Annotated in this window: 6 protein-coding genes and 2 pseudogenes; 3 read left to right on the forward strand and 5 right to left on the reverse strand. The window is 69.0% G+C overall.

Features of this window, described 5'->3' with window-relative positions:
- The first annotated feature begins 219 nt into the window (after positions 1–219).
- From ACFY3C_RS38110 to ACFY3C_RS38120, 3 genes and pseudogenes are all read left to right on the forward strand, one after another.
- Positions 220–624 carry an AAA domain-containing protein gene (locus tag ACFY3C_RS38110; RefSeq protein WP_390774085.1) on the forward strand — a complete coding sequence of 135 codons (405 nt, stop codon included), beginning with the start codon at positions 220–222 and terminating at the stop codon, positions 622–624.
- Entirely contained in the window at positions 584–784 is a 201-nt protein-coding gene (locus tag ACFY3C_RS38115; RefSeq protein ID WP_390774086.1) for a hypothetical protein, read from the forward strand. Before ACFY3C_RS38110 ends, ACFY3C_RS38115 begins: the two co-directional genes overlap by 41 nt.
- A pseudogene (locus ACFY3C_RS38120) lies at positions 766–1,686 on the forward strand (DNA/RNA helicase domain-containing protein); the annotation flags it as partial. The gene ACFY3C_RS38115 and the pseudogene ACFY3C_RS38120, both read left to right, overlap by 19 nt.
- A gap of 90 nt (positions 1,687–1,776) precedes the next feature.
- Here ACFY3C_RS38120 and cdgB read toward each other — a convergent pair.
- The 5 genes and pseudogenes from cdgB to ACFY3C_RS38145 form a co-directional block, all read right to left on the reverse strand.
- Positions 1,777–3,303: a diguanylate cyclase CdgB gene (cdgB, locus tag ACFY3C_RS38125; RefSeq protein ID WP_390774093.1), complete on the reverse strand. Its 1,527-nt coding sequence runs from the start codon at positions 3,301–3,303 to the stop codon at positions 1,777–1,779.
- A gap of 356 nt (positions 3,304–3,659) precedes the next feature.
- Positions 3,660–4,202: an RNA polymerase sigma factor gene (locus ACFY3C_RS38130; RefSeq protein WP_390774087.1), complete on the reverse strand. Its 543-nt coding sequence runs from the start codon at positions 4,200–4,202 to the stop codon at positions 3,660–3,662.
- Positions 4,203–5,322: 1,120 nt separating this feature from the next.
- Positions 5,323–6,315, reverse strand: coding sequence for a hypothetical protein (locus ACFY3C_RS38135; RefSeq protein WP_390774088.1), 993 nt, complete (start codon positions 6,313–6,315; stop codon positions 5,323–5,325).
- Positions 6,316–6,361: 46 nt separating this feature from the next.
- Positions 6,362–7,354 (reverse strand): hypothetical protein, encoded by a 993-nt coding sequence (locus tag ACFY3C_RS38140; RefSeq protein WP_390774089.1) that lies wholly within the window; start codon positions 7,352–7,354, stop codon positions 6,362–6,364.
- A 246-nt stretch (positions 7,355–7,600) separates the two neighbouring features.
- Positions 7,601–7,686, reverse strand: a pseudogene (locus ACFY3C_RS38145) (IS5/IS1182 family transposase); the annotation flags it as partial.

Genomic DNA, 7,686 nt, shown 5'->3' on the forward strand with positions numbered 1-7,686 from the left:
GTGTGGTGCGTTCGGCAGGGACGGCCGGAGCGTGGCCGTTACCGCCAAGGACGCCGTCGGTAGCGGAGTGCGCGTGCCGTCCAGCTCCAGTCGGGCGCGCGGACGAGGCCGTGGGCGTCGTACACCTTGATCAGGGCGGCCGACGAGGTCGGGCCCGTGGTGAACGACAGTGTCCGCGCCCATTCCCCGCACCGTCCCGGGCAATGACCGCTCAGCCGTGTGCTCGGCGCGACGGTAACCAAGGCGGTGCAGTCGCGCAAGCTCCTCGACCGGATCGACGTGGTCGTCGTCGACGAGGCGGGGATGGTCGATCTGCCGTCCGCCTGGTACGTGGCCGGCCTGGCGGGCAAGCGGCTCGTGGTCGCCGGGGACTTCCGTCAGCTGCCTGCGGTGACGAAAGGCGACGGCGATCGCAAGGCCACGCCAGGCCGATCGGGAGCATGCACGGCAGTGGACGGCCCGAGATGTGTTCCACACCGCCGGGCTCGTCAGCGAGGGCGGATCGGTGGTGCCGGACGCCCGCCTTGTAGCGCTCGACACGCAGTACCGCATGCGCCCTGCCGTCTGCGACGTGGTGAACACGGTGGCGTACCCCGACGCGCCGCTGAAGACGGGGCACGGTGACGACTCCCGTATCCCGTTCAACGGGCTGGTCGACGCGCCAGTGATCCTCGTGGACACCTCACATCAGCGCATTCCGGGCCGCGACCACCAGACCAACACCGTCCACGAGGCCGCCGTACCCGAACCCGATCGCGGACTGCAAACAGTCTGGGCGCCCTGATCTGCGACGAGGCACACCGTATCCGGGAGACCTCGGCCAATCGCTACACCCGCGCGGCGCTTCGGACCGGCAGGGCGCAGATCGACGAACTCATCGACGTCGCGTACGTGCCCGTCTTCTTCCTCGACGAGCACCAGGTCGTGCGCCCCGGTGAGATGGGCACCGTGGCCGAGATCAAGGCGGCAGCGGCCAGACGAGGCATCCATTGCCATGTGGTCCCCCTGGACAGCCAGTTTCGGTGCGGGGGCAGTGACGCCTACCTGTGCTGGGTGGTCCGGCTGCTCGGCCTCGAGCCCGGCGGGCCGGTGGTCTGGGAACCCGACGACCGTATGCAGTTGCTGGTTGCCGACAGCCCGCAAGAGATGGAGGCGTTCCTCGAAGCCCGTCGGGCCCGGGGCTACGGCGCCCGCATGTCCGCCGGTTACTGCTGGCGCTGGTCCCCGGAGCCCAAGCCCGGCCAACCGCTGCCTCCCGATGTCGTCATCGGCGACTGGTCCCGCCCGTGGAACCTGCGCGGCGACCGCTCCGTCTCCGGCGCGCCGCCGGCCGCGCTGTGGGCCACCGACCCGGCAGGCTTCGGGCAGGTCGGCTGTGTCTACACCGCCCAGGGCTTCGAGTACGACTGGTCCGGCGTCATCATCGGCCCCGATCTGGTCTGGCGTGGCGACCGCTGGGTCACGGACCGTACGGCGTCCAAGGACCCGGTCTTCAAGAAGTCCACCCCGGACACCGACGTGGACCGCCTGATCCGGAACACGTACAAGGTGCTGCTGACCCGGGGCATGGTCGGCACGATCGTGTACTCCACGGACCCCGAGACGCGGGAGAAGCTGCGAGAGCTGGCGGGCGGCCGTCCGGAATCGCAGACTTCCCTGGTGACCAGGTCAGTTCTTCGCCACTGAGCACATGATCCGGCGTGCCGGGGGTCAGAGCGCCGACTGGAGCGTGATCCAGAGCACGAGAAGCCGGGCAATGCCGGGGTCCCGCCCGGCTCAGCAGACCCTCCGGTGCTGTTTTGGGCGAGAGCGCTTCTCGATGTGCATCCGCTCGCAGGCTGACTTCAACACTTCGTCCGCAGTCATGCCGCAGTGTGCCCAGCCGATGCCGAAGCTGGCGCCCACCCGGACGGCCCGTCCTTCGGCGCGGATGGGCTGGATGATCTCGTTGCGCAGGCGTACGGCGAGGTCCTGGGCGTCGGCCTTGCCGAGGCCTTCGGCGAGGATCACGAACTCGTCGCCGCCGAGCCGGGCGACCGTGTCGCCGCCCCGGACCCCACGTGAAAGTCTGCGGGCGACCTCGATGAGAACCGCGTCGCCCGAGTTGTGGCCGAACCGGTCGTTGATCGACTTGAAGCCGTCGAGGTCGCAGAAGAGCACCGCGAGGCCCCTCGTGGCGTCGTCGACGTCGGTTGCGAGCCCGGAAACATGCAGATGGGTGTTGCTGCTGTTGTCAGCTGCTTCCGAGACTGCGGTCTTCTGCTCGCCGGGACGAGGGCACAGCCGGGCACTGAGGCGCGAGCGCAGCTCGGCGGAGTTCGGCAGGCCGGTGAGGGCGTCGTGGGAGGCGCGGTGGGCGAGCTGCAGCTCGTGGCGCTTGCGCTCCTCGATGTCCTCGACGTGGGTGAGCAGGAATCGGGGCCCGTCGGCGGCGTCGGCGATCACGGAGTTGCGCAGCGACACCCACACGTAGGTGCCGTCGCGACGGCCCAGGCGCAGCTCCGCGCGGCCGCCCTCGGTGGAGGTGCTCAGCAGCGTACCGATGTCTTCGGGGTGGACGAGGTCGGAGAAGGAGTAGCGGCGCATCGCGGAGGCGGGGCGGCCCAGCAGGCGGCACAGGGCGTCGTTGGTGCGCAGGATCCGGCCGTGCTGGTCGCCGCCCAGCTCGGCGATGGTCATACCGGAGGGGGCGTACTCGAACGCCTGCCGGAAGCTCTCCTCGCTGGCGTGCAGGGCCTGCTGCTCGCGCTCCAGGCGGACCAGGGCGCGCTGCATGTCGGCGCGAAGACGCGCGTTGCTGATCGCGATGGCGGCCTGGAAGGCGTACATCTGGAGCGCCTCGCGATCCTGCACCGCCGGTCGCCGGCCGTTGCGGGGCTGGTCCACGGACAGGACGCCGATCAGCTTGCTGCGGCTGTCGACGGAGGGCTCGGGGGCGTACAGGGGCGCGAAGAGCCGGTCGGAGGGGTGCCACCCGTCCTGGAAGCGGGGCTCGGGACCGCCCGTGTCCCATTCCGGTACGTCGTCCTCGTCGAGCACCGAGCCCTCGGTGTGCGGGATGAAGCGCAGGTCGCCCCACGCCTCACCCATGTTCAGGCGTCGCTCCCAGGACTGGCGCGAGCCGACGAGGCCGGTGATCTGGGCCTCTGCGGCGGAGTTGCCGGAGAGGGCGGTCACCACCAGGTCGCCGTCCGAGCGCACGAGGTGGAGGTACGCCATCCCGTACCCGAGGGTGTTGACCGCCCCGTCCGCGACGATCTGCAGTGTGTCCGCCAGGCTGCGTGTGGAGTTCATGTCCGCCATGGCCTGGTGCAGTTGGTGCAGCGACGCAGGACGATCGGTGACGCCGACGTCCTGCTGTGAGCGAGCTGACTCCGCTTCTTCGAGCAGTTCCTCGTAGTGCCCGATTCGTTCGAGCAGACGCTGAGCTCCTGGGACCGCGCCTTGGGCAGCCTTCTGCAACAGTGGCAGCGCCTCGTACAGATGCTCCAGTCCCGCGGCGTAGTCGGTGTGGCCTTCGCCGGCGTCCTCTGCCTCGCGCTGCAGGGCCGTGGTGCCTTCAGGCGTCAATTCCTTCAGTCGGGCCATGACGGACTCGAAGCCGGGGTTGGGGTCTGCTACGGCGGCGTCGAGCTGCGCGGATTGACGGTTGTCCTGCGTCACTCGCCCACCTCCTCGGGTCGCGGCCGGGCCCGGTAGCCGTCAAGCTGCTCCGACTTCCTCAGCTTGTCACAGGCCACCGTGCGAAACTTCTTCACCGTGTTCTCGCTGATACCCATCAGCGGCGCGACCTCGCCCACGGTCAACCCGTCCACATAGAGCAGATGAAGCGTATCGAGCTGGCGTTCGGTCAGACATGCCAAGGCCCGCTCCACGTCAATACGGCGGACAGCCCGTTCGAAGACCGCCTCGCCCTCCACGCACCGCAGCGCGTCGGCCAGCGCTCCGAGGTTCGTGGCCTCGACCGGGGTCTCGTGCGTTCTGCCATGTTTCCTCCAGTACTCCGCGATCCTGCACCGGGCAATGGGGAAGAGCACCTTCGCCAGGTTGTCGTACTTCGCCACGTGAGCGTCGTAGTTCGCGAAGAACACCAACCAGATTTCCTGGCAGACGTCCTCTGCGTCCCTTCCCCCGCCATGGCCCGTCCTGTGTCTCACGAACCTCCGTAGACGCTCGTGATGCGCGGCGTAGAACTGCCGCATGTTCTCCTGCCGCGCCGCCTCCTCGGAGTCGTGGTGGGGCAGGCGGCCATCGTGCGAAGGGATCACTGAGTTCGGCCACCATCCCGAGGGGCGGCGAGCCCCTGTCGGCCGGCGGTCTCCTCGCCACGGTCAAGTGCGCCCACGGTGACTGACCACTCGTCGCCCCCGCCTGTCCGGTGACAGGCTCGTGCCGATCGCGCCTCGGCGACGAGGGCAGTGGTCACCGCGGTCATCGTGCGCCGCTGCTCTCGGGCCAGGGCCACTCGTCCCCCGATTCGAACGGCCAGTGTGCAGAACGCGAGCGACCCCGTGATCACGGACACGACCTCTCCGGGACTTACCGACTCAAGCACTTTGGGCTCCACCTTCGTCAACCGACAGGATCGCCTGTCACATCGACGACACGGTGGGAATCGGGTACCTCTCGCCGGCAAGATTCTTTACTGCGACCGGAAATGACGCCGGATGAGCGAATACCGGCAACCTCCTTTTCCTTTGGAGCGCCCCGCGGGGTTCCGGCGGTTGCGGCCGGCAGGGCGTCGAGGCCGGCCTGCGGCGCGCTCTCCGGGTGTTGTCGCTTGCCACGAACCCGCTCCCGTATTGCTGTTCCGCGGCACGATTCGGCCGGACTGCCCCGCCGCACAGCTTCCCGCCCGTCGTCCCGATGCCGCCGGGGGTTCGTCGAGGAGCCCCGTGGCCCCCTTACGGGCCCGGCGGTGTCCGTCCGCGCTGCGGTGCAGTCTCTTCGGGAGTTTTCGTGACCGATCTCCGCCTGCGTCGTGCCACCGAGTTGTCCGGCCTCGATCTCACCGATCCCGACCAGCGGCTGCTGACGACGCTGCACCTACGCCGCCTGCTGCGACGCAGGTGAGCCCTGGCTGGGGTGGTCGAACTCAGCCGCTTCGACTTCATCGTCGGCCATTCCTTCGGCAACCGTCCGGCCAAGAGCGGCGACCCGAACAAGACGCTGCCGGAACCGGGGGCCGGTCCCGTCCCATTCCGGCAGAGCCTCGCGGCCAGTTCGGGGAAGGCCGCTTCTACGTCGACCGGTCGGGGCGGGGTGGTACGTGGCATGAGCCGGGGCTCCCGGTGTTCCCTGTGTGCTTCGTCGACGCAGGTGTCACTGGCTGACGAGGCCGAGCGGATGGTGCAGGTCGCGGGGGCACACGGCGATCGTCAGACGGCCGCGGCCCGGCGAGACCTCGGTGGGGTCGTTGGCCCACAGGGCGTCTGAGTCCTGCTGTTCCTCGAACGGGATCCAGCTGGTGGTGCTGGGATCCCATTCGCATTGGTCAGCTGTCAGGAGTGGGGCGAGTTCCGCTCCGCAGTCGGAGCAGACAAGCGGTCGCGGTCCGGTGAGGTTCCAGGCGATGTATCCGCCGGTCTTCCAGCCGGGAGCCGTGGACAAGTCCGAGATGTACCGGTCGCCTTCGTCCTCCGGTCCTGCCCACGCCGCGATGCGGTCCTGCAGCTCGGGGTCGAGGGTCATCAAGTAGGGGTGCTCGACGATCTCCTCGGGGTGCAGCACGCAGGGATTCGGGACGAGTTCTTCGCGGCCGACGACCTCAGGGGCCGGCTGCTCCGCCAGCGGTGTGCCGACGTCCCCGGCCCGCCGCCAGCGCAGGTGCACATACGGCTCGTGGCGGGTGTCGCCGTGTCGTTCGAAGCCGCACCAGAACACCTGGAGCAGGTCGTCCTCCCCGGGCCAGGGCAGGTCGGGGACGTCACGGCGGTACAGCTGGGCCACGGCAAGCAGGGGGATGGGGGCCGAGTCGGCGAGGTGTGGGGGGTGTCGGGCTCGCTTGAACCCGGCGAGTTCCTCGCGCTCCTCTGCATTCGGCCCGGATCGTGGATCGCGCCGCCAGGCCCGGTCCAGGATCTCCCGCTTGCGCGTCACCTCGGTGTAGCGGTAGCCACTGGTTCGCTTGTGGGGGATCGTGCAGACCGGCCAGGGCTCGGCACGCGGCCACAGCAATGGACCCCCGACAGAACTGTTGTGCGCTGTGGGAACTCCGCGCTGGGGGTGCAGGCGAGTGGCGGTCCGGCGCATGGTGACCAGTTCGGGGAAGGCCGCTTCTACGTCGACCGGTCGGGGCGGGGTGGTACGTGGCATGAGCCGGAGCTCCCGGTGTTCCCTGTGTGCTTCGTCGACTCAGGTGTCACTGGCTGACGAGTCTCAGTGGATGGTGCGGGTCGCGGGGGCATACGGCGATGGTCAACCGGCCGCGGCCGACGGACACAAGGGTGGGGACGTTGGCGCCCGGGACACCGGCGTCCTGCTGGTCCTCGTACGGGGTCCAACTGGCGGTGCAGGGGTCCCATTCACGTTCGTCCGCCGTCAGGAGCGGGGCGAGTTCCGTGCCGCAGACGGAGCAGTCGAGTGGCTGCGGTCCCGTGAGGCGCCAGGAGATGTACCCTCCGACCTTCCAGCCGGGTGCCGTGGACAAGTCGTAGATGTACTGCGGACCTTCGTCCTCCTCCGGTCCTTCCCATGCGTCGATGCGGTTCTGGAGGGTGGGGTCGAGGGTCATGAAGTACGGGTGCTCGACGACCTCCTCGGGATGCAGGACGCACGGGTAGGGGACGAGTTCGGGTCGGCCGATGGCCTCAGGCGTGGGGGGCTCGGTCAGCAGCGTGCCGATGTCGTCTGAGTGACGCCAGCGCAGCTGTACGTGGAGCTCGTACCGGGACTCGCCGTGCCGTTCGAAGCCGCACCAGAACACCTGGAGCAGGTCCCCTTCGCCGGTGTCGGGCAGGCCGGGGACGTCACGGCGGTACAGCTGGGCCACGGCGAGCATCGGGACGGGGTCCGTGTCGGCGAGGTGTGGCGCGTGCCGGCCTCGCTTGAACCCGGCGATTTCCTGGGCCTCCTCGGGAGTCGTCCCGCGTGGGTCGCGCTGCCGGGCCCCCTCCTCGATCTCCCGCTCGCGCAGCATGTCGGAGTAGCGGTAGCCACTGGTTCGCTTGTGGGGGATGGTGCAGACCGGCCAGGGCTCGTCGGCGGGCCACAGCAACGGGCCACCGACCGAGCTGTCGTGCACCATGGGGGTGCCACGCCTGGGGTGCAGCCGGGTGGCGGTCCGGCGCATCGTGGCCAGTTCGGGGAAGGCCGCCTCCACGTCGACAGGGCGGGGCGGGGTGGTACGCGCCATGAGCTAGGACTCCTGGAGGGTCGCGTGCGGGAACACCGGGACCGCCTTGTGGTTGCGTTCGCGGACACCGAGTTCACGCGTTGCGCTTGAGAAGCGTAACGGTGGTGATCTCCAGATGCCTTACGGGTGGTCAGGGGAAGCGAGAAATGCTGACTGACCCGGGCCTTCGGTGTCAGTGCCGACCTCGGGGATCGTGGTGAAGGTACAGTCTTCGCGTTCGCCCGCCCTACGTGACAGTGAGCCTTTTCAGCGCTGCCGCTCCAGGGTGAGGACGGCTGCGGCGATTGACGACATTCGATTCGGGCTGCATCGTGCCCTGCGGAAGATCCGCC

Source organism: Streptomyces sp. NPDC001410 (assembly GCF_042895235.1).
GTDB lineage: Bacteria > Actinomycetota > Actinomycetes > Streptomycetales > Streptomycetaceae > Streptomyces.